General features: G+C 71.7%; 21 protein-coding genes. 9 read left to right on the forward strand and 12 right to left on the reverse strand.

The window, feature by feature from the left end:
* Nucleotides 1-469: 469 nt before the first annotated feature.
* Both ACWEBX_RS27110 and ACWEBX_RS27115 read left to right on the forward strand, forming a co-directional pair.
* Nucleotides 470-2,410, forward strand: coding sequence for a S53 family peptidase (locus tag ACWEBX_RS27110; protein WP_451887419.1), 1,941 nt, complete (start codon nucleotides 470-472; stop codon nucleotides 2,408-2,410).
* 132 nt (nucleotides 2,411-2,542) lie between these two features.
* Nucleotides 2,543-4,600 (forward strand): NAD(+) synthase, encoded by a 2,058-nt coding sequence (locus ACWEBX_RS27115; RefSeq protein WP_451887441.1) that lies wholly within the window; start codon nucleotides 2,543-2,545, stop codon nucleotides 4,598-4,600.
* A 190-nt stretch (nucleotides 4,601-4,790) separates the two neighbouring features.
* Here ACWEBX_RS27115 and ACWEBX_RS27120 read toward each other — a convergent pair whose 3' ends face one another.
* The 4 genes from ACWEBX_RS27120 to ACWEBX_RS27135 form a co-directional block, all read right to left on the reverse strand.
* Nucleotides 4,791-6,011 (reverse strand): MFS transporter, encoded by a 1,221-nt coding sequence (locus ACWEBX_RS27120; protein WP_451887420.1) that lies wholly within the window; start codon nucleotides 6,009-6,011, stop codon nucleotides 4,791-4,793.
* Between the two features lie 199 nt (nucleotides 6,012-6,210).
* A complete protein-coding gene (locus ACWEBX_RS27125) occupies nucleotides 6,211-7,248 on the reverse strand; it encodes an endonuclease/exonuclease/phosphatase family protein (protein WP_451887421.1) in 1,038 nt (345 codons plus the stop codon).
* 200 nt (nucleotides 7,249-7,448) lie between these two features.
* The gene (locus ACWEBX_RS27130) at nucleotides 7,449-8,069 is read right to left on the reverse strand and encodes a TetR/AcrR family transcriptional regulator (RefSeq protein WP_451887422.1); all 621 of its coding nucleotides are present in this window, start codon (nucleotides 8,067-8,069) and stop codon (nucleotides 7,449-7,451) included.
* Between the two features lie 127 nt (nucleotides 8,070-8,196).
* Nucleotides 8,197-9,798, reverse strand: coding sequence for an MFS transporter (locus ACWEBX_RS27135; RefSeq protein WP_451887423.1), 1,602 nt, complete (start codon nucleotides 9,796-9,798; stop codon nucleotides 8,197-8,199).
* A gap of 337 nt (nucleotides 9,799-10,135) precedes the next feature.
* Between ACWEBX_RS27135 and panB the strand changes: the two genes are divergently transcribed.
* The 3 genes from panB to ACWEBX_RS27150 all read left to right on the forward strand — a co-directional run bounded on the left by panB (nucleotide 10,136) and on the right by ACWEBX_RS27150 (nucleotide 13,257).
* The gene (panB, locus tag ACWEBX_RS27140; protein WP_451887424.1) at nucleotides 10,136-11,023 is read left to right on the forward strand and encodes a 3-methyl-2-oxobutanoate hydroxymethyltransferase; all 888 of its coding nucleotides are present in this window, start codon (nucleotides 10,136-10,138) and stop codon (nucleotides 11,021-11,023) included.
* A gap of 327 nt (nucleotides 11,024-11,350) precedes the next feature.
* Nucleotides 11,351-12,385 (forward strand): ATP-binding cassette domain-containing protein, encoded by a 1,035-nt coding sequence (locus tag ACWEBX_RS27145; protein ID WP_451887425.1) that lies wholly within the window; start codon nucleotides 11,351-11,353, stop codon nucleotides 12,383-12,385.
* Nucleotides 12,382-13,257, forward strand: a complete 876-nt coding sequence (locus tag ACWEBX_RS27150) for an ABC transporter permease (protein ID WP_451887426.1) — start codon at nucleotides 12,382-12,384, stop codon at nucleotides 13,255-13,257. The genes ACWEBX_RS27145 and ACWEBX_RS27150 overlap by 4 nt, the downstream gene beginning before the upstream one ends.
* 63 nt (nucleotides 13,258-13,320) lie before the next feature.
* Here ACWEBX_RS27150 and ACWEBX_RS27155 read toward each other — a convergent pair whose 3' ends face one another.
* Nucleotides 13,321-16,650 carry an AfsR/SARP family transcriptional regulator gene (locus tag ACWEBX_RS27155; RefSeq protein ID WP_451887427.1) on the reverse strand — a complete coding sequence of 1,110 codons (3,330 nt, stop codon included), beginning with the start codon at nucleotides 16,648-16,650 and terminating at the stop codon, nucleotides 13,321-13,323.
* A 14-nt stretch (nucleotides 16,651-16,664) separates the two neighbouring features.
* Nucleotides 16,665-17,255 (reverse strand): DUF6578 domain-containing protein, encoded by a 591-nt coding sequence (locus ACWEBX_RS27160; RefSeq protein ID WP_451887428.1) that lies wholly within the window; start codon nucleotides 17,253-17,255, stop codon nucleotides 16,665-16,667.
* Between the two features lie 114 nt (nucleotides 17,256-17,369).
* Between ACWEBX_RS27160 and ACWEBX_RS27165 the strand changes: the two genes are divergently transcribed.
* Complete coding sequence (locus tag ACWEBX_RS27165) at nucleotides 17,370-18,167, forward strand: site-2 protease family protein (protein ID WP_451887429.1); 798 nt, start codon at nucleotides 17,370-17,372, stop codon at nucleotides 18,165-18,167.
* A 34-nt stretch (nucleotides 18,168-18,201) separates the two neighbouring features.
* Here the strand turns inward: ACWEBX_RS27165 and ACWEBX_RS27170 are convergent, their stop codons facing one another.
* The 3 genes from ACWEBX_RS27170 to ACWEBX_RS27180 all read right to left on the reverse strand — a co-directional run bounded on the left by ACWEBX_RS27170 (nucleotide 18,202) and on the right by ACWEBX_RS27180 (nucleotide 20,461).
* Nucleotides 18,202-18,363 (reverse strand): hypothetical protein, encoded by a 162-nt coding sequence (locus tag ACWEBX_RS27170; protein ID WP_451887430.1) that lies wholly within the window; start codon nucleotides 18,361-18,363, stop codon nucleotides 18,202-18,204.
* Nucleotides 18,364-18,500: 137 nt separating this feature from the next.
* On the reverse strand, nucleotides 18,501-19,205 hold the full coding sequence (npdG, locus tag ACWEBX_RS27175; RefSeq protein WP_355762364.1) for an NADPH-dependent F420 reductase: 705 nt from the start codon (nucleotides 19,203-19,205) through the stop codon (nucleotides 18,501-18,503).
* Nucleotides 19,206-19,273: 68 nt separating this feature from the next.
* On the reverse strand, nucleotides 19,274-20,461 hold the full coding sequence (locus tag ACWEBX_RS27180; protein ID WP_451887431.1) for a sialidase family protein: 1,188 nt from the start codon (nucleotides 20,459-20,461) through the stop codon (nucleotides 19,274-19,276).
* Nucleotides 20,462-20,576: 115 nt separating this feature from the next.
* Between ACWEBX_RS27180 and ACWEBX_RS27185 the strand changes: the two genes are divergently transcribed.
* Entirely contained in the window at nucleotides 20,577-21,179 is a 603-nt protein-coding gene (locus ACWEBX_RS27185) for a hypothetical protein (RefSeq protein WP_451887432.1), read from the forward strand.
* A gap of 88 nt (nucleotides 21,180-21,267) precedes the next feature.
* Here the strand turns inward: ACWEBX_RS27185 and ACWEBX_RS27190 are convergent, their stop codons facing one another.
* Nucleotides 21,268-21,504: a hypothetical protein gene (locus ACWEBX_RS27190; protein ID WP_355762373.1), complete on the reverse strand. Its 237-nt coding sequence runs from the start codon at nucleotides 21,502-21,504 to the stop codon at nucleotides 21,268-21,270.
* A 58-nt stretch (nucleotides 21,505-21,562) separates the two neighbouring features.
* Here ACWEBX_RS27190 and map point away from each other — a divergent pair, with 58 nt between their 5' ends.
* Complete coding sequence (map, locus tag ACWEBX_RS27195) at nucleotides 21,563-22,420, forward strand: type I methionyl aminopeptidase (protein WP_451887433.1); 858 nt, start codon at nucleotides 21,563-21,565, stop codon at nucleotides 22,418-22,420.
* 223 nt (nucleotides 22,421-22,643) lie between these two features.
* A complete protein-coding gene (locus tag ACWEBX_RS27200; protein ID WP_451887442.1) occupies nucleotides 22,644-23,321 on the forward strand; it encodes a biliverdin-producing heme oxygenase in 678 nt (225 codons plus the stop codon).
* A 338-nt stretch (nucleotides 23,322-23,659) separates the two neighbouring features.
* Here ACWEBX_RS27200 and ACWEBX_RS27205 read toward each other — a convergent pair whose 3' ends face one another.
* Nucleotides 23,660-24,304: a PhzF family phenazine biosynthesis protein gene (locus tag ACWEBX_RS27205; protein ID WP_451887434.1), complete on the reverse strand. Its 645-nt coding sequence runs from the start codon at nucleotides 24,302-24,304 to the stop codon at nucleotides 23,660-23,662.
* Between the two features lie 152 nt (nucleotides 24,305-24,456).
* A complete protein-coding gene (locus ACWEBX_RS27210; RefSeq protein WP_451887435.1) occupies nucleotides 24,457-25,965 on the reverse strand; it encodes an HtaA domain-containing protein in 1,509 nt (502 codons plus the stop codon).
* Between the last annotated feature and the right edge of the window lie 82 nt (nucleotides 25,966-26,047).

Raw genomic sequence — 26,047 nt, forward strand, 5'->3', positions numbered from 1 at the left:
CCGGCACTGCCATGCGCACGGACGCACGTGTCCTCCTCGAATTCTCCCGGGCGGGGGAGGCGCTCGCCCAGGAGGACGCCGTGCTCGGCGGCCCCCGGACCCGTTCCGCTTCTGTCCCCGGACCCTTCCCGGACCCGTTCCGCTTCTCTTCCCGGCTCCGTCACCGCCACCGTTCCCGTGACGCGGGACTCGATCCGCTTACAGAACTCGGGCGCCTCTTTACAGAGTTCGGATCGCGACAGAGGGAAAACCCTCGAATCTGGGCGAGGGTGCACATCAAACCACCCCAAATGATCGCCAATTGCCGCCACTTGGCCTTTCCTTGGGTTGTTCATTCCCCTGGCATGAACGGTTCACCGTAAGAGTGGCCCCCATCTGTGATCCATTCCTCACGCTCCGGCAGGACGTGGGGCTTTCGTATGGATCACCGCAACCACTACATGCGACGAATCGCATCGCAGGGGGTTCTATGAGATCCAATCGCGCCACCGCGCGCGCCGGAGTGAGCCTGGCGGCGACCCTGCCCCTGCTCGCCGGCGCGCTGGCGCTCGGCATACCCGCGGCATCCGCCGCGGACGGCCCGAGCCGGGTCACGCTCGCGGGCACCAAGCCCGCGTGGGCCACCGCCCACGCGGACAAGGGAGCGGCTTCCGACGGCTCCCAGGTCTCGGCCCGGGTGTACCTCGCCGGACGGGACGCCAAGGGCCTGGCGGCATACGCCAGGGCCGTGTCCGACCCGCACTCGGCTTCGTACGGGAAGTACCTCAGCGCCAAGAAGGCGCAGACGCGTTTCGGTGCCACCAAGGCCCAGGTCACCGCGGTGACCACCTGGCTGAAGTCGGCCGGCCTGAAGGTCACCGGAACGACGCAGCACTACGTCTCCGTCACCGGTGACGTGGCCGCCGCCGAGAAGGCGTTCGGCACCCAGCTCCACAACTACACCAAGGGCAAGAAGGTCTACCGGGCGCCGTCGAAGACGGCTTCCGCGCCCGCCGCCCTGAACGGCGCCGTCCTGACCGTCACCGGCCTGGACAACGCCCCGCACAAGGCGCAGCACGCCGATCAACTGCCGCCTCCGGACGCGGTGTTCAAGAACTCCGGGCCGTTCTCCTCGTACTACGGCTCGAAGACCGCGAGCACGCTGCCGGACGCGTACGGAACGAAGATCCCGTACGCCGTCCAGGGCTACAGCGGCAAGCAGCTCCGCGCGGCGTACGGAGCGGGCAAGCGCACCGGCAAGAACGTGCGGGTCGCCATCACCGACGCGTACGCCTCGCCGACCATCGCCTTCGACGCGGCCACCTACGCCGGCAAGCACGGCGACGCCGCGTACTCCAGCGGTCAGCTCCGTCAGGTGCTGCCCAAGAAGTACACGAAGACCGAGGAGTGCGGAGCGGCCGGCTGGTACGGCGAGGAGACCCTCGACGTCGAGGCCGTGCACGCGGTCGCACCGGGCGCGAGCATCACGTACGTGGGTGCCGCCTCCTGCTACGACGACGATCTGCTCGACTCGCTCAACAAGATCGTCGACGGGCACCTGGCCGACATCGTCTCCAACTCGTGGGGCGACATCGAGGCCAACCAGACCCCGGACCTGGCCGCGGCCTACGACCAGACGTTCCAGTTCGGCGCGGTCGAGGGCATCGGCTTCTACTTCTCCTCCGGCGACAACGGCGACGAGGTCGCCAACACCGGTACGAAGCAGGTCGACACCCCGGCCAACTCGGCGTGGGTGACGGCGGTCGGCGGTACCTCGCTGGCGGTCGGCAAGAACGACACGTACCTGTTCGAGACCGGCTGGGGCACCGAGAAGGCCACGCTGTCCGAGGACGGCAAGAGCTGGACCGGGTTCCCGGGCGCGTTCACCTCGGGTGCCGGCGGTGGTACCAGCAAGACCGTGGCGCAGCCCTACTACCAGAAGGGCGTCGTCCCGAACGCGCTGGCCAAGGCCAACAACGCGGCGGGCAACCGGGTCGTCCCGGACATCTCGGCGATCGCCGACCCCAACACCGGATTCAAGGTCGGCCAGACGCAGACCTTCCCGGACGGGACCGAGCAGTACAGCGAGTACCGCATCGGCGGCACCTCGCTGGCCGCTCCGGTGATCGCGGCGGTCCAGGCGCTCGCCCAGGAGGCGCGCGGCGGCAAGGCGATCGGTTTCGCCAACCCGTCGATCTACGCCAAGGCCGGTTCGAAGGCGTACCACGACGTGACCGACACGCCCGGCGGCAAGCAGTACGCCGTGGCCCGTGTCGACTTCGTCAACGGCTTCGACGCGGCCGACGGTGTGGCCACCTCGGTCCGCAGCCTCGGCCAGGACAGCTCGCTGAAGGCCGTGAAGGGCTACGACGACGTCACCGGTGTGGGCTCGCCCGCCCCGGGCTACGTCGAGTCGTTCAGCCGTCGCTGACCGGCGTTCACCGACGATGCGCCCGCCTCTCCGTCGGAGGGGCGGGCGCATCGCTCGTTCGCGGGGCGGCCCCGCACACCCCGCGCCCCCCATCGCGTCGCTCTGACGATTACACTGAGCCGCGTGCCTCCACTGAACTTCCGGTCCCTTTACCAGCACGGCTTCGCGCGTGTCGCCGCCTGCACGGGTCACACCGTCATCGCGGACCCGCACGCCAACGCCGACGCCGTCCTGCGCCAGGCGCGCGCGTGCGCCGACGAGGGCGTCGCCGTCGCCGTCTTCCCCGAGATGGGCCTGTGCGGCTACTCGATCGAGGACCTGCTGCTGCAGGACGCGCTGCTCGACCAGGTCGAGGAGGCGCTCCGGACGGTGGTGACGGGGTCGGCGCAGCTCCTGCCGGTCCTGGTCGTCGGCGCCCCGCTGCGCCACCGCAACCGGGTCTACAACTGCGCGGTGGTCGTGCACCGCGGACGGATCCTCGGTGTCGTGCCCAAGTCGTACCCGCCGAACTACCGGGAGTTCTACGAGCGCCGGCAGATCGCCGCGGGCGACGACGAGCGCGGCGGCACGATCCGGGTCGGCGGCGAGTCCGTGCCGTTCGGGGTGGACCTGCTGTTCGCCGCCGAGGACGTACCGGGGCTGGTGCTGCACGCGGAGATCTGCGAGGACATGTGGGTGCCGGTGCCGCCGAGCGCCGAGGCGGCCCTGGCGGGCGCCACCGTCCTCGCCAACCTCTCCGGCAGCCCGATCACCGTCGGCCGGGCCGAGGACCGCAAGCTGATGTGCCGTTCGGCGTCCTCACGCTGCATCGCCGCGTACGTCTACGCGGCGGCCGGACTGGGCGAGTCGACCACCGACCTGTCCTGGGACGGCCAGACGATGATCTACGAGAACGGGGCGCTGCTGGCCGAGTCCGACCGCTTCCCGCTCGACGACCAGTTCGCCGTGGCGGACGTCGACCTCGACCTGCTGCGCCAGGAGCGGCTGCGGACCGGCAGTTTCGACGACAACCGGCGCACCCATACCACCCGCACCGCCGATTTCCGGACCCTGTCGTTCCGGCTCGACCCGCCGTCCGGCGACCTGGGCCTGCGGCGCCGCATCGAGCGCTTCCCGTTCGTGCCGGCGGACCCCGACCGGCTGGCCCAGGACTGCTACGAGGCCTACAACATCCAGGTCGCGGGGCTCCAGCAGCGGCTCGCGGCGATCGGCGGCCCGAAGGTGGTCATCGGGGTGTCCGGCGGGCTCGACTCCACGCACGCGCTGATCGTCGCCGCCCGCGCGATGGACCGGGCGGGCCGGCCGCGCAGCGACATCCTCGCCTTCACCCTGCCCGGCTTCGCCACCAGCGACCACACCAAGGGCAACGCGCACGAGCTGATGCGCTCCCTCGGCGTCACCGCGGCCGAGCTGGACATCACGCCGACCGCCCGGCTGATGCTTCAGGAGATGGACCACCCCTTCGCCTCCGGTGAGCCCGTGTACGACGTCACGTTCGAGAACGTGCAGGCCGGGCTGCGCACCGACTACCTCTTCCGGCTCGCCAACCAGCGCGACGGCATCGTGCTCGGCACCGGCGACCTCTCGGAACTGGCGCTCGGCTGGTCCACGTACGGCGTCGGCGACCAGATGAGTCACTACAACGTCAACTCGGGTGTCCCGAAGACGCTGATCCAGCATCTGATCCGCTGGGTCATCGGCAGCCACCAGTTCGGCGCGGACACGGACCGGACGCTCGCCGCGATCCTCGACACGGAGATCAGCCCCGAGCTCGTGCCGGGCGAGGAGATGCAGTCCACCGAGTCGAAGATCGGCCCGTACGCCCTGCACGACTTCACCCTCTTCCACGTGCTGCGCTACGGCTTCCGGCCGTCGAAGATCGCCTTCCTGGCCTGGCACGCGTGGCACGACCCGGACACGGGTGCCTGGCCGCCCGGCTTCCCCGCGGCCGAGCGCGGCGCGTACGACCTGCCCGAGATCCGGCGCTGGCTGGAGGTGTTCTGCCGCCGCTTCTTCGGGTTCGCGCAGTTCAAGCGCTCGGCCATGCCCAACGGGCCGAAGGTCTCGGCCGGTGGTTCGCTCTCGCCGCGCGGCGACTGGCGTGCGCCGTCCGACAGTTCGGCCCGTACGTGGCTGCGCGACCTGGCCCGCTTCGACCTCCCGGAGGCCGAAGACCGGCCGAAGGCCTAGGACTTCACGAAGGCCCGGGATTCACGGAGGCCCAGGACGCGCCGGAGGCTCAGGACTTCACGAAGGCCGAAGACCTGCCGGAGACCTGGGACTTCACGAAGCCCGAAGACCCGCCGGAGACCCGGGACTTCCTGAGGGGCGAATCCTTTCGGGAGCCCGGAGTCTCCCCCGAGGCGCCCGGGCCGGCGCGTCAGCGACGCAGTGCCTCCTGCCGGTCGGGTACGTGCGTGGCGATCACCCGCGCGGGCCCGGCCGGCCGCTTCGCACGGCGCAGGTCGACCGCGTACGCCGTGCCCGCCACACCGATCCCCAGGACCGCGAGCCCCGCTCCGGCGGTCGCCGGTGCCGTCACGCCGAAGCCCGCCGCCAGGGCGAGCCCGCCGATCCACGCGCCGCCCGCGTTGGCGAGGTTGAAGGCGGCCTGGTTGGCGGAGGACGCGAGGGAGGGCGCGGCGGCGGCCTTCTCCATCACCATGAGCTGGAGGGGCGACCCGGTGACGAAGGCGGCCGTGCCCAGCAGCACCACCGCCAGGGCGGCGCTCCACTCGGTACGCATCAGCAGCGGGAAGGCGGCCAGCACGGCCACCAGCGAGGCGAGGCCGCCGAAGAGGGTGCGGCCCATCGCGTGGTCCGCGAGCCGCCCGCCGAGCAGGTTGCCGATCGTGGCGCCGACCCCGAACAGCGCCAGCAGCAGCGTGACACTGCCCTCCGCGTATCCGGCGGCGTCGGTGAGCATGGGCGTGATGTAGCTGTACGCGGAGAACAGGGCCGCGAAGCCGGTGACCGTCGTGCCGAGGGCGAGCCAGACGGGCAGCGGGCGCAGGGCGGCGAGTTCGCCGCGCAGACCGCCGCCGGGGGTGTGACCGGGAGTCCGCGGGATCAGCAGGTACAGCGAGGCGATGGCGGCCAGGCCGATCGCGCTCACCCCCAGGAAGGTGGCCCGCCAGCCCAGGTGCTGTCCCACGAGGGTGGCGGCCGGGACTCCGGCGATGTTCGCGACGGTCAGGCCGAGGAACATCAGCGAGACGGAGCGGGCCTTGCGCTCGGGTGCGACCAGGCCGGTGGCGACGACGGCGCCGACGCCGAAGAAGGCGCCGTGCGGCAGACCGCTGAGGAAGCGGGCGGCGAGCAGCCAGTGCTCGTCGGGGGCGAGCGCGGAGAGCGCGTTGCCCGCGACGAAGAGGCCCATCAGGGCGATCAGGACCGTGCGGCGGGGCATCCGGGCGGTGGCCGCGGCGAGCAGCGGGGCACCGACGACGACGCCGAGCGCGTAGGCGGAGACCAGGTGTCCGGCGGCGGGGATGGATATGCGCAGGTCGCCCGCGACGTCGGGCAGCAGGCCCATCATGGCGAACTCGGTGGTGCCGATGCCGAAGGCGCCCACGGCGAGGGCGAGCAGGGCCAGAGGCATGAGATGCCTTTCAAAGGAGCTGGGGCGAGCGGGACTCCGTACGGGCGCGGCGGTCTGCGGGAGGTCGCGCGGGTACGGGCGCGTCCGCGCACGGCGATGTGCCCGGACGGTCGGTGGAACACCGGCTATTAAGTTTAGCCGGTGAACAAAGTCTGCCGTGCCCAGTGTTCCAGGAGGTTGAAAGGCGATTCCGGGCGGGTTAAGAGGCCGTGGCGTCCATCTTGACGCGGGCCGCGATCGGGAGGTGGTCGCTGCCGGTCGCAGGCAGGGTCCAGGAGCTCACCGGCTCGATGCCCTTGACCATGATCTGGTCGATCCGGGCCATCGGGAACGAAGCCGGCCAACTGAACCCGAAGCCGCTGCCCGCCGCGCCCTGCGTGGACCGCATCTGCGCGGTGACCGCGTTCAACGCCCGGTCGTTCATGGTGCCGTTGAGGTCACCGAGCAGGACGACCTGCTTCAGCGAGTCGTCGGCGATGGCCTCGCCCAGGGCGTTGGCGCTCTTGTCGCGCTGCCGGGCGGTGAACCCGGCCTTCATCTTCACCCGCACCGAGGGCAGATGGGCCACGTACACCGCGACCCGGCCGGCCGGCGCCGTCACGGTCGCCCGCATGGCGCGCGTCCAGCCCAGCTTGATGTCCACGGGCCGGACGTCGTCGAGCGGGTACTTGCTCCACAGTCCGACGGTGCCCTGCACCGAGTGGTACTTGTACGTCGACGCGAGCGCCGTCTCGTACACCGGCACCGCCGACGCCGTCAGCTCCTCCAGGGCGAGCACGTCGGCGCCGGAGGCGGCCACGTCCCGGGCGGTCCCGGACGGGTCCGGGTTGTCGGCGTTGACGTTGTGGGTGGCGACGGTCAGGTCGCCGCCCGCGCCGGTCTTGTCGGTGAGCAGTCCGCCGAAGAGGTTCAGCCAGACCGCGCCGGCCAGCACCACGGCGATCAGGGCGCCGGCGGACTTCCGCACGAAGCCGAGGACCAGCAGGACCGGGATGAACACCCCGAGCCACGGCAGGAACGTCTCGGTGAGACTGCCGAGGTTGCCGATCCGGTTCGGGATCCGCGCGTGCGTCAGCATCACCAGGGCGAGCAGCAGCGCGAGGGCGGCGAGGATCAGCCCGCGCCGCCAGATGCCGCGGTCGCCGCGCCAGCCGTCGAGCAGGCGCCGGAACCGGGAATCTCTGCGCTCCGGCCCCCGGCCGTCGCTGCCCGTCTCCGTCATATACGCCTGCGCCATACCGTCGCCTCACAAAATGCCGTGCGCACCGTCTGCCCCTCGACTAAGACCCTAGGGGATGTCCGGTGTGGTTCTCGCCGTCCGGGACGGCCGTACAGGCAAGGGGACGTACAACTGCGTGTCCGGAGTTCCTCATCCTGGCACGACGTGCGGCCTCTGTGACGAAACGCGCACATTCACCCCGTCAGAAACCGGTCTGGTCATGGCCGGGCGGGGCGCAGGCCCTCCAGCAGCGTATCGACGATCCGCTCGGCGAGGTCCTCCGGGAGTTCGGTGTCCGGGCGCATGACGGAGCGGACGAGCATGGGGCCGACGAACATGTCGTTGAGGAGTTCGATGTCGACGTCGTCGCGGAGCTCGCCGTTCTCCTGTCCCCGGCGCAGCACCTCGATACCCCGTCGGCGGCGCGGCGCTATGACCGTGGCCTCGTACGCGGCCCACAGTTTGGGGCTGCTCTTCATCTGCGCGTAGACGTTGTGCAGGATCGCCGACGAGCGGCTGACCAGACCGCGCCGGCGCAGCGACTCCAGGAGCACGACGAGGTCGTCGCGCATGGAGACGCCTTTGAGTTCGGGGTCGGCGGGCTCGGCGCCGCGCAGGACGTCGACGAAGAGTTCCTCCTTGCCGCTCCAGCGGCGGTAGATCGTCGCCTTGCCCACGCCGGCGGTGCGCGCCAGCCGCTCGATGGAGATGTCCGCGAGCGGAACCCCGTCCTCAAGGAGCTTCATCACGCCCTCGACGATGGCGCGTTCCACCGCCTCGCTGCGGGGACGTCCCCGGCCTGGGCACACCTGCCTGTCTCGGCTGTCCGCGAGGCTCACGTCGAACTCCGTTCCCATCGTTGACCAGGTGTCATTCTCCCCCGTTCACGGCGGCGGCGGGCACCCGGCGCGAAGTGCCCGCCGCGGGCACCCCGGTCGGGGGTGCCCACGGTCGTGTGCGCCGGTGTCAGTCCTGTCCGAGGTCGGCCGTCACCAGCTCGGCCTCGTCGCCGCGCTCCTGCGGGGCAGCGGGGCGGCCGGGCAGGAACAGCGCGACGACCACCGCGCCGATGACCGCGACGCCCGCGCCGCACAGGGCGGTGACGTGCATCGCGTGCAGGAACGCGTCGTTCGCGGGGGTGACGAGGGCCTTGCCCTGCGGGCCGAGCTTGGCGGCGACTCCGAGGGTGGCCTCGATGGACTCGGCCGCGGTGTGCCGCAGCGGGGCCGGGACGAGGGAGAGCTTGTCCTCGATGCCGTTGCGGTAGGCCGTGGAGAGCACGGAGCCGAGGACGGCGATACCGAGGGCGCCGCCGACCTGGCGGAAGGTGTTGCTGAGCGCGGAGGCGGAGCCCGCCTTCTCACGGGGCAGCGCCTGCATGATGACGACGCTGGTCGGGGTCATGATGTGCGCCATGCCGGTGCCCATCAGGAAGAAGATGACCTCCAGGAGCCAGATCGGGGTGTCGGCCTCCAGCGTGGCGAACGCGGCCAGCATCGCGGCGATCAGCAGCATGGCCGCCGTGCAGGTGGCGCGGTTGCCGAAGCGGTCGACGACGAGCCGGGCGCGCGGCGCGAAGATGAGCTGGGCCGCGGCCAGCGGCAGCATCAGCAGACCGGTCTGCAGCGGCGAGTAGCCCCGCACGCTCTGGGTGTAGAAGACCGAGAAGAAGGTCACGCCCATCAGCGCGAAGAAGACCAGCGCGATGGCCGACATCGCCGACGAGAAGACCTTGTTCTTGAAGTAGGTGACGTCGATGGACGGGTGGTCGCTGCGCTTCTCGAACACCACGAAGCCGACGAGGACGGCGACACCGGCACCGATGGTCGCGAGGACCCGGGCGTCGGTGAAGTCGGCGAGCTGGCCGCCCTTGATGATGCCGTAGACCAGCAGGACGAGGCCGATGATCGAGAGGACCACACCGACCGGGTCCAGGCGGCCCGGGCTCGGGTCGCGGGAGTCGGGGACCAGCCAGATCATCAGGCCGATCGCGAGGACCACGATGGGCACGTTGATCAGGAAGACCGAGCCCCACCAGAAGTGGTCGAGGAGCACACCGCCGGTGATCGGGCCGATCGCGATGGCGAGGCCGACGCCGCCGGCCCAGATGCCGATGGCCTTGGGCTGCTCGTCGCGCTCGAAGACGTTCATCAGGACGGCGAGGGTGGCGGGCATCACGAAGGCGGCGCCGAGGCCCATCACCGCGCGGAACGCGATGAGCTGGACCGGCGAGCCGGACTCGGCGGCCAGCGCGGAACCGATGCCGAAGACGGCGAGACCGGCGAGCAGCACCTTCTTGCGGCCGAGGCGGTCGCCGAGGAGGCCCGCGGTGAACAGGAGACCGGCGAAGACGAGCGTGTAGGCGTTGATGGCCCACTCCAGCTCACCCTGGGTGGCTCCGAGCCCGATGGGCGCCGGGGTCGAGATCGTCTTGATCGCGACGTTCAGGATGGAGTTGTCGAGCACCACGATCAGCAGGCTCAGCATCAGCACGCCGAGGATCGCCCAGCGGCGCCGGTGCACCGCCTCGGATACTCGTCGTTCGAGCGGAGGAGCGGAAGTTGTCATGACGGCCACCCTAGAGTCATTTCGATACGGCACCGTCTCGTATCGGAAATGCTTTACGCAGAACTTACGAAGAGGCCTAGGCCTCCGGACGGAGGCGGACTTGGCGGCCTCCGGACGACGGCGGACTTGGCGGCCTCCGCACGGAGGCGGACATCGCGGCTTCTGGAAGGAGGGGGACGAGCGGACGGACCGGGCGGGGCGTGGGGGCGTGGCGCGGAGTGGCGTGATCGACACCGGGTCCGGCGGGCCCGGTCTAGCCGCGGATAGCACGAGGTGCCACCATGGAGGTGATCCGGGGACGCCGTCAGGGTGCCTCGAGATGACATAAGGAGTTGCGATGACGCAGCTTTCGGCTGCCCAGCAGCAGCCTGCGGAGGGTGTCCTCAAGGCCACCGGCAGCGGCAAGGCGCTGTACGGGGGCAAGAGCACCCGCCGTATCACGGTGCGCGACATCACCGCCGCCAAGGAGCGCGGCGAGAAGTGGCCGATGCTCACCGCCTACGACGCGATGACCGCGTCCGTCTTCGACGAGGCGGGCATCCCGGTCATGCTCGTCGGCGACTCGGCCGGCAACTGCCACCTGGGCTACGAGACGACCGTCCCCGTCACCATGGACGAGATGACCATGCTGTCCGCCGCGGTCGTCCGGGGCACCAGCCGCGCCCTGATCGTCGCCGACCTGCCCTTCGGTTCCTATCAGGAGGGTCCGGTGCAGGCGCTGCGCTCGGCGACCCGCCTGATCAAGGAGGCCGGGGTGGGCGCGGTGAAGCTGGAGGGCGGCGAGCGCTCGCACCGTCAGATCGAGCTGCTGGTGGAGTCCGGCATCCCGGTGATGGCACACATCGGCCTGACCCCGCAGTCCGTGAACTCCATGGGCTACCGCGTCCAGGGCCGCGGCGAGGAGGCCGCGCACCAGCTTCTGCGGGACGCCAAGACGGTCCAGGACGCGGGCGCCTTCGCCGTCGTCCTCGAACTGGTCCCGGCGGAGCTCGCCGCCGAGGTCACCCGCACCCTGAACATCCCGACGGTCGGCATCGGCGCGGGCCCCGAGACCGACGCGCAGGTCCTGGTGTGGACCGACATGCTCGGTCTGACCGGCGGCAAGGTGCCGAAGTTCGTCAAGCAGTACGCCGACCTGCGCGCCGTCATGGGCGACGCGGCGAAGGCGTTCGCCGAGGACGTCGTCGGCGGGACGTTCCCGCTGGAGGAGCACTCCGTCCACTGACGCCCCTCGAGTTCCGGGGCTCTGAGCCACTGCGGCACCGAAGACAACCCGCCGATCTTCCCCCGTCGGCGGGTTGTCGCCGTTCTCGCGTCCTGTCGGCGGGAGGCCACCGCACCGCTTCCCCCCTGCCGATGTGCGGCCAACTGTTCGCCCGCACCGGCGAGGGCCACCGCTTCCCGTCCCGTCCGTCCCGCCGGCGACTGTCGGCGAGCTGTCGGCGTTTTCGCGCCGCCCTGTCGGCCGACTGTCGACGACCTATCGGTAACGCTCGGATTCTGTAGGCGGCCTGTCGGTCGTTTGTCGGTGGCGGCTGGCACCTTGATGGACATGACGCGAATCGACAACACGCCCCGGCAAGCTGCGACCGGCCGCAGCGCCGTCACCGTACGGGGGCTGGTCAAGCACTACGGCGAGACCAAGGCGCTGGACGGGGTCGACCTGGATGTGCGCGAAGGCACCGTCCTCGGCGTGCTGGGTCCCAACGGCGCCGGCAAGACCACCCTCGTCCGCTGCCTGTCCACCCTCATCACCCCCGACGCCGGCACGGCCACGGTCGCCGGCTTCGACGTGCTGAAGCAGCCCCGGCAGCTCCGCCGGGTGATAGGCCTCACCGGCCAGTACGCCTCGGTCGACGAGAAGCTCCCCGGCTGGGAGAACCTCTACATGATCGGGCGGCTGCTCGACCTGCCCCGCAAGGACGCCCGCCGGCGGGCCGACGAGCTCCTGGAGCGCTTCTCCCTCACCGAGGCCGCCAAGCGCCCGGCGTCGACGTACTCCGGCGGTATGCGCCGCCGGCTCGACCTCGCCGCCTCCATGATCGGCAGCCCGGCCGTGCTGTACCTGGACGAGCCGACGACCGGCCTCGACCCGCGCACCCGCAACGAGGTGTGGCAGGAGGTCAAGCGCATGGTCGCCGACGGCGTCACCGTGCTGCTCACCACCCAGTACATGGAGGAGGCCGAGCAGCTCGCCTCCGAGCTGACGGTCATCGACCGCGGCAAGGTCATCGCCAGCGGCCGGATCGACGAGCTGAAGGCCCGCGTCGGCGGCCGGACGCTGCGGATCCGCCCGGTGGACCCGCTGCAACTGCGCCCGCTGGCCGCCATGTTCGACGAGATGGGGCTCACCGGCCTCGCCACGACGATCGTGGACAGCGAGACCGGCAGCGTGCTGGTCCCGATCCTCAGCGACGAGCAGCTCACCGCCGTCGTCGGCGCGGTCACCGCGCGCGGCATCACGATCGCCTCCATCTCCACCGAACTGCCCAGTCTGGACGAGGTGTTCCTCTCGCTCACCGGCCACAAGGCCAGTGCCCCGCAGGACGAGACCCCCGCCCGCGCCTACGAGGAGGTCTCCGCATGAGTGCCCGCCCGTCGCCCACCACCACCCTTCCGAAGAGCGGCTCCGCCGCGCCCCTCCCTTCTGCCGAAGCCCCCTTCACGGTCGAGGCCGACCCCCGGATCTCGCTCCGCGCGCACGCCCGCCACACCGGCGCGCTGATCCGCCGCAACCTGCTGTGGATCCGCCAGGACCCGGAGTCGATGTTCGACGCGATCCTGTTCCCGGTCATCTTCACGCTGCTGTTCGTCTACGTCTTCGGTGGCTCCATCGGGCAGTCGCTCGGCGGCGGGCAGGAGGCGTACGTCCAGTACGTCGTGCCCGGCCTGATGGCCATGATGGGCATGAACATGGCCCAGGGAGTGGGCACCGGCTTCAACACCGACTTCAACTCCGGTGTCATGGACCGGTTCCGGTCCCTGCCGATCGGGCGCGGCTCGGTGCTGTTCGCCAAGATCGCGGTGGAGGTGATGCGGATGCTGATCGCGACCGCGATCCTCATGATCGTCGGTGTCCTGGTCGGCTTCCACATCACCAACTGGCCCGGTCTGTTCGCCTCCGTGGGCCTGTCGGCGATCTTCGGCTCGGCCCTGATGTGGGTGTTCCTCACCCTCGGCGTGATCATGAAGAGCGCGCAGTCCGTGCAGGCGATGGGCTTCCTGGTGCTGATGCCGCTCCAGTTCGGCTCGTCGATCTTCGCGCCGACCAAGTCGATGCCGGGCTGGCTGCAGAACTTCACCGAGTACAACCCGCTGTCGTCCCTCGCGGACGCGGCACGCGGGCTGATGGTGGGCGGTCCGGTCGCGCACGGCCTCTGGGTGACGCTCGGCTGGTCGCTGGCCCTCACCCTGGTGATGGCGCCCGTCGCCATCCACAAGTTCCGCACCAAGAGCTGACGTCCGACGCACGGACCCGGCCCCGCTCACCGGGGCCGGGGCGCGCCGGTTCGCGTCCGCGCCTCAGACGAGGGCGGCGGCCTCCTCCAGGGAGAGGCCGCCGCCCTCCGCGTGTGCCTCCTCGTACGCCGTGTCGCCGAGGAGGGCCCGAGCGCCCGTCTCGGCCTGCTCACGCGTCTCCACCTCCATCGGACCGGGGATGTGGCCCGGCGGCAGCAGGGCGTCCGCGGCGCCAAGGAGCCGGGCCGCGTCGGTGGCGCGACCGCCGCCGTCCAGACCGTTCAGAGCGATGGCGGCCGTGGTCAGATGGGCGGAGGGCATGTGCGGGGCGATCATCCGCGACAGCCGGTCGACGGCGTTCAGCGCTCGGCGCACCTTGTCCAGGGCGCTCTCGCACCGCCCGTCGATCGCGTCCAGCCAGGCCTCGACACCGAGCATGAACCCGTCGAACAGGACGAAGGTGGCGACCCCGAAGTCCTGGCGGAGATGCCGAATCTGGTCGCGCGCCTCGTCGGTCCGGCCGGTGCGGCCGAGCCAGGTCGCGAGGAAGAGATGGGCCGCCGGCATGGCCTCGTTGTGGGCGCCGTGCCCGGTCGCGAGGACGTCGCGGATCATCCGCTCGCCCCGCTCGGCCTCCCCCAGCTCCATGTACATGCTGCCGAGCCGGACGTTGAGCACCGCCGTCTGGGCGCGTGCGCCCAGACGTTCGGCGTACTTCCCGGCCTCCGCGTAGTCCGCGGCGGCGGCCCGGAAGTCGCCCTTGCGCTCATGGGCCTCCCCGCGCGCGGAGAGCGATTCGGCGGCGCCCCAGGCGTCCCCGATGCGTCCGAAGAGCTCCAGCGCCTCGTCGGCGTCCACGGTGGCGTCGCCCGCCATGTCGGCGCGGTTGGCGAGGATGTTGGCGCGCATCTGCAGGGAGGTGGCCAGCTCCCAGTCGTAGCCGAGTTCACGGCAGGTGCTGACCGTCTTGTTGATCACCTCGGTGAACCGCTCCATCGTGCCGGTGAGCAGCACGGCGTAGAACCAGAGGTAGCCGGGGGTGCGGCAGGTCTGCGGCATGCCGGGCTCGTAGGTCATGCTGATCGTACGGAGCTTCTCCTGGGCCTCCGGGGTCTGCCAGGCGCCCATGTCCATGTCCATGTAGGCGAGATGGACGAGGTGGACACCGCGCCGGGCCTCCTCGAGGACCTCCTCGCGCATGGGCAGCGGGAAGTCCGTGCAGCGCTCGTACAGCGGGACAGCCGGACGCACGGGCGGCGCGAAGGGGTCGGGGCCGAGGCCCATCACCTCCTTGGACCAGGAACGGGCGTCGACGCGCTGGTCACGGATCTGCCAGTACCAGGCAAGCGACAGGACCATGCACAGCGCCTCCTGCTCTTCGCGCTCGGCGACGGCGTGCCGCAGGGCGGTGCGCAGGTTCTCGTACTCGCGCTCGATGACGTCGATCGCGGCACGCTGGCCGGGGCCGCGCAGCAACGGGTCGGTGGTGCGGGCTAGTTCGCGGTAGTACGTGAGGTGGGCGCGCTCCGTGGCCTCGCGGGCGCCGGACTCGTCGAGGCGTTCGCGCGCGTACTCGGCGACGGTCTCCAGCAGCCGGTAGCGCATCTCGCTGTCCCCCTCGCCCGAAGGGGCCGCGACGACAAGGGACTTGTCGACGAGCGAGCCGAGGACGTCCAGCGCGGCCGGACCGCAGACGGCCTCGGCGGCGGCGAGGTCGCAGCCGCCCGCGAACACCGACAGCCGCCCGAGGGTGTCCCGTTCGGCCTCGTCGAGCAGATCCCAGGACCAGTCGACGACGGCACGCAGGGTCTGCTGCCGGGGCAGTACCGTACGGCTGCCCGAGGTCAGCAGCCGGAACCGGTCGTCGAGCCGGTCGGCGATCTGGCGCGGGGTGAGCATCCGCAGCCGGGCGGCGGCCAGTTCGATGGCCAGCGGGAGGCCGTCCAGACGCCGGCAGATCTCGGCCGCCGCCTCGGGGTCGTCCTCGACACGGAAGCCGGGCCGGGCGGCGGCTCCCCGGTCGGCGAGCAGCCGCAGCGCGGAGGGTTCCGGCAGCGGGTCCACCGGGCGCAGCAACTCCCCCGGTACGCCGAGTGGTTCACGGCTGGTGGCCAGCACGGTCACTCCGGGACAGCGTTCCAGCAGCGCCTCGGCGAGGTGCGCGGCGGCGCCGACGACGTGTTCGCAGTTGTCGAGGACGATCAGCATCCGGCGTTTGGCGCAGTGTTCGGCGAGCCGGGTGAGCGGGTCGTCGTGCCGGTCGGCCACGGCGCGCATCTCCTCGGCGCCGGCGCCGCGCAGGACGGTCTCGCGGGCGCCGACGGCGGTCAGCACGGCCTCGGGCACGGCCTTCGGGTCGTCCACCGGCGCCAGTTCGGCCAGCCACACCCCGTCCCGCAGCGCGGGCGCCAGGGCCTCGGCCGCCTCCTGCGACAGCCGTGTCTTGCCCGCCCCGCCGGGCCCGAGCAGGGTCACGAGCCGGGCCGCGGAGAGGTCGCCCCGGATGGCATCGATGTCTTTCTCCCGCCCCACGAACGACGTGAGCCGGGCACGGAGGTTGCCGGGGGGCGGTGAGGCGGGGCGGACGTGCCCCTCCGTGAAGTGAGGGTCGGCCCCCGCGGAGCGGGCCTCCGTCCGGGGCGCGCGCGCCCCGCCGCCGGCCTCGGTCGGGCGGAGCAACTCCGCGTGCAAGGACCGCAGTTCCGCGCCAGGGTCCGATCCCAGCCGATCGGCCAGCACCTGCCGTACGTCCTCGTACGCGGCCAGGGCCTCCGCCGTGCGGCCCGCGTCGCGCAGAGCGCGGAGACGCAGGACTTGGAACGGCTCGTCCAGGGGGTGGGCGTCGCACAGGGCGGTCAGTTCGGGGAGGGCGGAATCAGCCTGTCCGAGGGCCAGCGCCGCGGAGAGGCGGGCGTGCCGGGCGTGCAGGCGACGGGTTTCCCAAGGGGCCGCTTCGGCGGCGCGGTCGGGGAGGTCCGCGAGAGCGGGGCCGCTCCACAGCGCGAGGGCGTCGTCGAGGACGACGGCGGCCTTGGCCGGGTCGCCGTCGGCGAGGGCGCGGGTGCCCTCCCCCGCGAGCCGCTCGAAACGGTGCAGGTCGATGTCCTCGGACACCGCCGCCAGCCGGTAGCCGCCCTCGACCGACTCGACCGCGCCCGCGCCGAGCGCCCTGCGCAGCCGCCCGACGAGCGCCTGCAGCGCGCCGGGCGCGTCGGCGGGCGGGTCGCCGTCCCACACCTCGTCGACCAGGACGGCCGCGGAGACGGTCCGGCCGGGCCGCAGCGCGAGAACGGTGAGCAGGGCGCGCAGCCGCGCCCCGCCTACCGGGACGGGCGTGCCGTCGGGGCGGAGTGCCTGGGTGGTGCCGAGGATGCGATAGCGCACGGGGTCCATTGTCTCTGGTCACGTCAGGTGCGGGGGGCGGGTACGTGGAGTTCGGCCAGGACTCCGGCCCTGCCCTCCCCGAACCATCGGGGGGCGCGGTCCGCGGCCTCGAACGAGCGCGCCGCGGGCACCGGTTCCCAGGTGCGCGAGCCGGGCGCCGTCGGCGCGAATTCCTGGTGCACCAGGTGGATCGTACGGACCGTGCCGGTCGTCTCGGGCAACCGGGCTCCGTGCCGTTCGACGCCGAGCAGACCGCTTCTCGCGACGCGCGGGGCGGGCCCCGGCCCCGTTCCGTCACCGCCCGGACCGGTGTGCCTCACCGCGCGCTTACCCCCGCCCCGGCCCCGGCCCCGGCCCCGGGGATCGCCCTCGGGATCGGCGGGCAGGGCCACGACCAGGCCGTCGTCCGCGCGCAGCACCGGAATCTCCGCTCCGTCGTCGCGCACGTACTCCACCGTCGCCGTGATCCGGCTGAGCGCTCCGGCCCAGCCGCCGCCGAGCGTCTCGCCCCCTTCGTCCAGCAGGAGCGGCCACGTCACCTCGTCCCCGACCGAGAAGGGAGTGCCGCAGCACTCCATCTGCCAGTCCGCGTAGAACACCCGCCACAGCCCCATTCCCCCACCCTCCCCGGAACCGATACCCGATGGCGAGACGTTTTCCGTGTGAGCCCGGTACGGTCGGGCAGGCCCGAGTACGCCGTCATCAGCCCAGCCAGTCCAGGGAGCCCCATGACCACCGCCGCGACCCGCCGCAGCGACCGGAGGATCAGCCCCGTCTTCGTCGGCATCGTGGCCGTCATGGGGGTGACCGGCTGGGCGACGTGGAACGGGTTCGCCGAGCAGCCCGGTGTGGCCGTGTTCCTCTTCGTGACGGCGGCCTGGGTCGTCTCGCTGTGCCTGCACGAGTACGCGCACGCCCGCACCGCCCTGCACAGCGGTGACATCTCGATAGGCGCCAAGGGCTATCTGACCCTGAACCCGCTGAAGTACACCCACGCCCTGCTGAGCATCGTGCTGCCCGTGCTCTTCGTGATCATGGGCGGGATCGGTCTGCCGGGCGGGGCGGTCTTCATCGAGCGGGGCCGCATCCACGGCCGCTGGAAGCACAGCCTGATCTCGGCGGCGGGCCCGCTGACGAACGCGCTGTTCGCCCTCGTGTGCACGGCGCCGTTCTGGCTGCACGCCCTGGACGGCGTCCCGGACGCCTTCCGCTACGCGCTGGCGTTCCTCGCGCTGCTCCAGGTCACGGCCGCGATCCTGAACTTCCTGCCGGTCCCGGGCCTGGACGGCTACGGCGTGATCGAGCCCTGGCTGTCGTACGGCGTCCGCCGCCAGGTCGAGCCCTTCGCGCCGTTCGGACTGCTCGCGGTGTTCGCCCTGCTGTGGATCCCGTCGGTGAACCGGGAGTTCTTCCACATGATCGACACGATCCTGGGCGGCCTCGGCATCGACGGCCGTGACAGCGACTGCGGACAGTGGCTCTACCGCTTCTGGGAGTCGAACAACGACATCTGCCTGAAGGCATGACCGGGCGGGCCGGAACCGCCGTCCCGGCCGGCCGCTACGCCCTGCCGCGCCGCGCGTAGTACCAGGTCATGTTCGAGGACAGGCCGGCCAGCAGCACCCATACGATGCCCAGCAAGCTTCCCTGGACGAACGAGACGACGGCCGCGGCCACGGAGAGGACACAGACGGCGAGGGCGTAGAGAGCGAGGCGGGGCATGGGGTCGGCTCCTGTCGGGGGGACACTGCTTCGCATCAGTGTCCCCCACCCGGCCCGTACGTCCGTCACCCGCGGCCCGTGTGTGCCTCGCGCGGCCCGTACGCCCGTCACCCACGGCCCGCGTACGGCCTCGCGATCTATACGTCCGTCACCCGCAGGCCCGCGTGCGCCTTGTAGCGGCGGTTCACCGAGATCAGGTTGGCGACCAGGGCCTCCACCTGATGCGCGTTGCGCAGCCGGCCGGAGAACACGCCCCGCATGCCGGGGATGCGGCCCGCGAGGGCCTGGACGATCTCGACGTCCGCCCGCTCCTCGCCGAGGACCATCACATCGGTGTCGATCTCCTCGATCTCCGGGTCCGCGAGCAGCACGGCGGAGAGGTGGTGGAAGGCCGCGGTGACCCGGGAGCCGGGCAGCAGGGCGGCGGCCTGTTCGGCGGCGCTGCCCTCCTCCGGCTTCAGCGCGTAGGCGCCCTGCTTGTCGAAGCCGAGCGGGTTGACGCAGTCGACGACGAGCTTTCCGGCCAGCTCCTCGCGCAGCGATTCGAGGGTCTTGCCGTGACCCTCCCACGGCACAGCGACGATCACGATGTCACTGCGCCGCGCGGTCTCCGCGTTGTCGGCGCCCTCCACACCGTTGCCGAGTTCGTCGGCCGCGGCCTGCGCGCGGTCGGCGGCGCGCGAGCCGATGATCACCTTCTGGCCCGCCTTGGCGAGGCGGTAGGCGAGTCCCTTGCCCTGCGGACCGGTGCCGCCGAGCACGCCGACAACGAGCCCGGACACGTCGGGCAGGTCCCAGGGGTCCTTGGCGGGGGCCTTCTGTGCACTGTCAGTAGAGGTCATGGGCCGACTTTACGTGCGCGGGCCGCGCCGGGGCTCCCGGGGCGGCCGAGCGCCCGGGGTGAGTACGGTCACCCGAGCGCGGCCACCGGGAGGCGCCGGAAGGTGATGGTCTCGTACGCGCCGAAGTCGCCCGTCTCGTAGAGGAGTCCGACCGTGTCGGTGTCGACGCGGACCAGGTCGGAGTACGCGGCGGGCAGTCCGTCCACGGTGTGCGCGGACCGCCAGGTGGTGCCGCCGTCGGCCGAGGCGCGGACCGTCATCAGGGCGCGGAACTCGGGGTCGGCGGGCCCGGAGTACAGGAGCAGGTCCGGGTCGCGGAGCTGGAGCAGGCTGCCCTGGACGACCGGGGTGACGAGCCCGGCCTGCGGGCGGAAGGGCTTGACCAGGGTTCTGCCGCCGTCGAGGGAGTGGGCGTCGGCGCGGTTGCCGGGCGACGGGGAGTCGTTGCGGGTGTTGAAGTAGACGCGGCCGTCGGGGAGTTCGGCGGCGGTGGTCTCGTTGGCGTTGATGTATCCGTTGGTGTTCTCGTCGCGGTAGCCGAGGTACCAGGTGGCCCCGCGGTCGTCGCTGAGCAGACAGTGCCCGCTGTTGTACTTCGCCTCGGTGCCGTTGTCGGTGCCGGTGGGCGACAGGGTGTGGTTGCCGGGGACGACCACCCGGCCGGAGCCGAGCTGGAGGGCGTGCCCGGGTGTGGTGGCGTACCAGCGCCAGCCCGCCTTCTTCACCTGTGCGGTGATCTCCTTGGGCGCCGACCAGGTGCGTCCTTCGTCGTCGCTGTGCTGTACCCATACGCGCCGCCCGTCGGCCGCCCTCACCTTGCCGCGCAGCAGGGCGTCCTCGGTGGCGGAGGCGGCACTGCGGACGTGGACGAGCAGGACGCGGCCGGTGTCGAGGGTGACGGGTGCGGGGTTGCCGGCGAGGTCGGTGCCGTTGTTCGCGACGATCTGGAGCGGGCCCCAGGTCCGGCCGCCGTCCAGGGACCGCTTGAGCACGATGTCGATGTGCCCGTGGTCCTTGGCGGAGCCGACCCGGCCCTCGCAGAACGCCAGCAGGGTGCCGGTGCGGGTGGCGACGACGGCGGGGATCCGGAAGCTGGCGTAGCCCTCGCGCCCGGCGCGGAAGGGAACGCTCACCACCGGGCCGGTGCCTGTCTCCGTGCCTGTCCCGGCGTCCGTCTCCGTGCCCGTCTCCGCGCCTGTCCCGGTGCCGGTCGTCCCGTCCGTTCCGGTGCCGGTCGCTGCGCTCGGCTGTGTCATGGCCGGCTCCCTGCTGCGGTCGCTTGTGGGGTCGTCGGTGCGGACTTCTGCCCAACTTGGGCGAATTCGTGGTGAACTCCGGGTCACGAGTGGCCCGTTGCGGCAGGATGCGGTCATGGATGCCGTACGGGTCGCATTACTGCGCGAAGTGCTTGCCGGGACCGAATGGCTGGGTGCTACACGGCGGTTCGGGGGAACCCTGCGGGGGTCCGTGGTGTCGCACGGCGGCGGCCTGCTGCTGGTCGGTTCGGAGGCGTACGAGCCCTGGCACCTCGCGGCACACCTGGTGGACGAGGGGGCCTGGTCGGGCACGCCGGAGCTGTCGCCGACGCTGGTGCGGCACGGGGCGCGGGAGTCCGATCCGGCTCACCTGGCGGTGGGCCTCGGGCGGATCGCGGCGGCCCGCCGCGGGGAGACGCTGCTCGTGGTGACGCCGGAGGCGCCCGGGGACGCGCTGCTGGAGCGGGTGCACGACGCCCGGCGGGCCGGGGCGACGGTGCTGGCCCTGTCCCAGGGGGAGGGCGAGCTGCCGGCACTGGCCCACGAGTCGCTCGTGGTGCCGCCGGACCCCGAGCTCGACCTCGACACCGTGCAGCATCTGGTCAGCGCGGCGGCCGGGGAGAACGCGCTGCCCTCGCCCCGGGGCCGCCACCGCTTCCGCGACCGCCTGTCCCGCCTCGCGGACCAGCTCACGGCCCCGCCGACGTATCGGTGGTAGCGGGCGCGGTCTCCCGGTGCGCCCGACGGGTCCGCCGGGCCGGGCCCGTCCAGGCGTCCGCCGCCCCGGTCGGCCTCGACGCGCCGCCTCAGTCGTCCTCGGCGCCGGGAGTCCGGTCCGACTTGTCGTGCCACTTCGGGTCCGTCTCCCATTCGAGGTTCCGCTCCCGCGCGAGGTCCATCGCGTGTTCGGCCTCTCCACGGGTGGCGTACGGGCCGAAGCGGTCCTTGCCCGGGCAGTCGGGGCCCTCCTCGACCTTCTTGTGCTCCAGGCAGTAGAACCACTCGCCGGGCTTGCCGACCGTCCGCTTCTTGAACAGGGCCATCATCAGCTCCTTTCGCCAGAGACATGTTCCCCCATGCCCGCTGGTTAGACTCGCTGCCATGTCTGGCCAGTCGCTGCTCGTACCAGGGGAGCTTTCTCCCACCCGTCCCGTGCCGGGAAACATCAGGCGTCCCGAATACGTGGGGAAGCCCGCCCCCACGCCGTACACCGGACCGGAGGTGCAGACCCCCGAGACCATCGAGGCGATGCGTGTCGCCGGACGGATCGCCGCGCAGGCGATGGCCGAGGCCGCGAAGCTCATCGCGCCGGGCGTGACGACGGACGAGCTGGACCGGGTGGCGCACGCCTATATGTGCGACCACGGCGCCTACCCGTCGACCCTCGGTTACCGCGGCTTCCCGAAGTCCTTGTGCACCTCGGTCAACGAGGTCATCTGCCACGGCATCCCCGACTCCACGGTGCTGCGCGACGGCGACATCGTGAACCTCGACGTGACGGCGTACATCGGCGGTGTGCACGGCGACAACAACGCGACCTACCTGGTCGGCGACGTCGACGACCAGTCGAGGCTCCTCGTGGAGCGGACCCGGGAGTCGCTCGACCGCGCGATCAAGGCGGTCAGGCCGGGGCGCCAGATCAACATCATCGGGCGGGTCATCGAGTCGTACGCGAAGCGCTTCGGGTACGGGGTCGTCCGTGACTTCACCGGGCACGGGATCAACTCCTCGTTCCACTCCGGACTGATCGTCCCGCACTACGACAACCCGAACGCGACCACCGTCATGCAGCCCGGGATGACCTTCACCATCGAGCCCATGCTCACGCTCGGTACGCACGACTACGACATGTGGGACGACGGGTGGACCGTCGTGACGAAGGACCGCAAGCGCACGGCCCAGTTCGAGCACACCCTCGTCGTCACCGCGAGCGGCGCGGAGATCCTCACCCTGCCGTAGCCGCCAGGAGTTCCCGGAACCGCAGAACCCGCCCTGTCCACAGGGCGGGTTCTCGCATGTGGGCCCGGCCGCCGATCGGGGTACGGTTTTACCGACAGGACGTCGGGAAGACTCTTGACTTAGGTAAGCCTAACCATAGAGGATTCGACTGATCGCGCGACGGCTCGCGCCCCACCTCATCGGCTGCGGAGGCCCCATGAACGCGTCGGACACGTCGGACACGATGAGCACGCCGGACACCACGGACCCGGCGGGCACACCCTTCTCGACGCTCATCCGCAGCGCGTCGCACGAACAGCACACCGAGGCGGAGACCTCGACGTTCATGAGCGATCTGCTCGGCGGCCGGCTCGGTGTCGAGGCGTACACGCGCTACACCGAGCAGCTCTGGTTCGTGTACGAGGCGCTGGAGGCGGACGTCGAGCGGCTGGCCGCCGATCCGGTGGCCGGGCCGTTCCTGCGGCCCGAGCTGCCGCGCCGCGCCGCCCTGGAGCGCGACCTCGCCCACCTCCGGGGCCCGGACTGGGGCGACACTCTCACCGCGCTGCCCGCGACCCGCGCGTACGCCGAGCGGGTCACCGAGTGCGCCCGTGAGTGGCCGGGCGGCTATGTGGCCCACCACTACACGCGCTATCTGGGCGACCTCTCCGGCGGCCAGATCATCCGCGGCAAGGCGGAGCGGACCTGGGGCTTCAGCCGCAAGGGCGACGGGGTCCGCTTCTACGTCTTCGAGGACATCTCCAACCCGGCCGCGTTCAAGCGGAGTTACCGCGAACTGCTGGACGGGGTACGGGCCGACGATCTGGAGAAGCAGCGGATCGTGACGGAGTGCAAGCGGGCGTTCGCCCTGAACACCGGAGTGTTCAGGGCCCTCGGCGAGGAGTTTCCGCTGACCGCGTGAGGGGTCGCCCCGGGCGCGGGGTCAGCACCGGGCGCCGGCCGCCGGAGTGCTCCGGGGCCGTGCCCCCGGATTCCCCCGGGGGGAGGGGCCGGCCCGGTCCGTGCACCCGCGGGCCGGTGGGGGCTGGTCGCGCAGTTCCCGGCGCCCCTGAGGGGCGCGGACTCGGCGTTCCAAGCGAACCCTGCCCCGAGGAGCGCAGGGCCGGCGTTCCGTGCGAGCCCTGGCCTGAGGTGCGTGGGGCCGGCGTTCGGTGCGAGTTCTGCCCTGAGGTGCGTGGCCCGGCGTTCGACACGGACCCTGCCCTGACGAGCACGGGTCCGGCGCCGGTCGGTGCTGCTTCAGCGTTCCAGGCGGACGCGGCCGCCCATTTCGACCCAGTCGGCCGGCTGGGGTGCGGTGAGGATCTGGGAGCCGACGCCCTGGGTGATGTTGAGGGCCCGGCCGAGCTGCCGGGTCAGCAGCAGTGCCGCCGCCCCGGTGGCCTCGTCCTCCTCGATGCCGTCGTTGCGGCCGGGGAAGGCACGGGCCCGTACGCGGCCGGCGGCCTCGTCCTCCCAGGCCCAGGCGTAGATCCACTCCCCCGACGGCGGCACGGCCAGCGCCTCGACCTCGGCCGCGGTCCCGTGCCGCCGGAGCGTCCTCGGCGGCGCCCACTCGGCCCGCGCCTCGATCCAGCTGAACTCGCCGTCCAGCCGGACCCCCACCACACCGGCGGGCGTGACCAGTTCGGGCACGTCGAGCAGCCAGCCCACCCCGACGCACGGATGTCCGGCGAACGGCAGCCGCAGCGAAGGGGTGTAGATGTCGATGATCCCGCGCTCGGGGTCGTCGACGAACACGGTCTCGCTGAAGCCGAGCTTCGCGGCGAACTCCTGCCGTTCGGCGCGGGCCGGCATCACCGAGCCCTCGCGCACGACACCGAGCTCATTGCCATACCCGCCGCCTGGTCCGCAGAAGACCCGCAGCACGTCGTAGTCAGTCACTCCGGCATTCAAACATTCATCCGCCTCGTCGGTGACCCGCACAACCGGACCGCCCACCTCCGAACGCTCCCCGGTCATCGGGAACGGTGTCGGATGCGGGCGGTCCGGGGCGGTTCGGACCGGTCGGGAGACGTCCGGTCCGGTCCGGCGGATCAGGCGATCCGCCGCCTGCGCATCGCGACCACCACACCGGCGCCCGCGGCGACGGTCACCGCGGCCGCGGCTCCGAGCGCGCCGGCCGGGAGCTCCGACCCGGTGGAGGCCAGCGCGCCGCTGACACCGCCCGTCGTGGACCCGGTCGTCCCCGCGCCGCCCGTGGTGCCCGACGACGTACCGGAGCCGCCCGACCCGGAGCCGGAGCCGGAGTCCGAGCCGCCGTCCCCGCCGGGGAGCTGGGCGTCGTCGTTCAGCGCCACCGAGAGGCCGACCGGGTCGAGTTCGGCGCCCTCGGCGTAGAAGCCGCCGAACGCCTCGGCGCCGGCCTTGGTGAGCTTGGCGGTCACCCCGTCCAGGGTGATCACGTCGTCCGTCGCCGTCAGGTCGGCGGTGTTCGCGTTCAGGTCGGCGAGGACGACGTCGTCGGAGGTCTTGCCGAGGCTGTCGACGTCCGCGGTGAGTTTCCCGGAGCCGCCGTCGAGCTCCACACCGAGGTCGCTGAGGGTGAGGTCGAGGCCGTAACTGCCGTTCGCCTCGTGGCCCTTGAAGTTGACCGCGCCCTTGAAGGAGGCCGAGAGGGTGTCGGCGTCGGCGTCGGTGTCATAGGTGCCGGTGGCGTCCGGGAAGGTGAAGGCGCCGTTGCCGGCGGCCTGCGTCGCCCCGCCGGACGCGGTGATCTTCCCCTGGGCGGCACCGTCCACGACGTACGTACGGAAGGACTGCTTCACGCCCCAGCCGAGGGTGCCGTCCGCTATCTCTCCCTGCGCGGCTGCGCCGGTCTCGGAGGCCGAGACGCTCGGGCTCGCGCTCCCCGAGGCCGGGCCGGAGGGCGACGCGGACGGCGAGGCGGATTCCGAGGGTGAGCCGGACGCGGACGTGGACGACGTCGGCTCCGGGGACGGGGAACCCGTCGCGGTCGGGGTCGCGGTCGGCGACGGCGTCTGGGTCGCGGCCGGCTTCTGCGTCACGGTGAGGGGGTCGCCCGCCGCGCCCTCGTAGCCCGCGCTGCCGAGGACGGTCGCCGCCTCCTTCGTCAGCTTGGTCTCCATGTCCGTCATCGTGCGGGTCACGGTGACATCGGCGAGCGGGACGTCGTTCCGCGTCGTGCCGCCGCTCGTCACATCGGCGGTGATCTCGGCCGCCGCGCTGTCGAATCTCACGTCCGACAGGGTGAGTTCGAAGCCGTGCAGCGTGGAGGCGATCTTCAGACTGCCCGCGAAGCCGAGCCGTACGGCGTGGGTGCCGGAGTCGTACGTCCCGCTGCCGTCGGCGAAGGTGAACGCGCCGTTGCCGGCCGCCTGCGTCGCCCCGCCGGCCGGGGTGAAGGTACCGGCCGCCATCCCGGTCACGTACGAGCGGTAGGACTGCTTGATGCCCCAGGTCAACTCGTAGTCCTTGAGGGGTGCTTCGGCGGCCGAGGCGCTGGTCACGGCGAGGGCGCCGGCCCCCAGGGCGACCGCGACGGCGGCGGCGAGTGCGAGAGGGCGGCGGCGAAGTGCGGCCATGGCAGGAGGTCTCCTCGGGGGTTCGGGGTAGGTCGGGTTGAGGGGTTCGGGGGTAAGTCGGTTCTGGGCGTGAGGGGTTGAG

Source organism: Streptomyces sp. NPDC005070, from assembly GCF_053600395.1.